Genomic DNA, 330 nt, shown 5'->3' on the forward strand with positions numbered 1-330 from the left:
CTTTGAAAACTGAACAAAATACGTCAACGTTAATTCTATTTTATTTTTAAAACAACGTTTCTTATAAGAAACAAAAAGCTATGGACATCGAAAGATGAAACCAAACTTTCTATGGAGAGTTTGATCCTGGCTCAGGACGAACGCTGGCGGCGTGCCTAATACATGCAAGTCGAGCGGAGATTTGAAAAGCTTGCTTTTCAAATCTTAGCGGCGGACGGGTGAGTAACACGTGGGCAACCTGCCCTTGAGACGGGGATAACTCCGGGAAACCGGAGCTAATACCGGATAACACATATCTTCGCATGATGATATGTTAGAAGGTGGCTTTTA

At 42.4% G+C, this 330-nt stretch carries 1 rRNA gene; it reads left to right on the forward strand.

The features are described 5' to 3' along the window. Positions 1-108: 108 nt before the first annotated feature. Positions 109-330 (forward strand): 16S ribosomal RNA (locus ACK3CR_RS27055); the annotation flags it as partial.

The sequence above is a fragment of the Priestia sp. TRM10 genome (genome assembly GCF_057808375.1).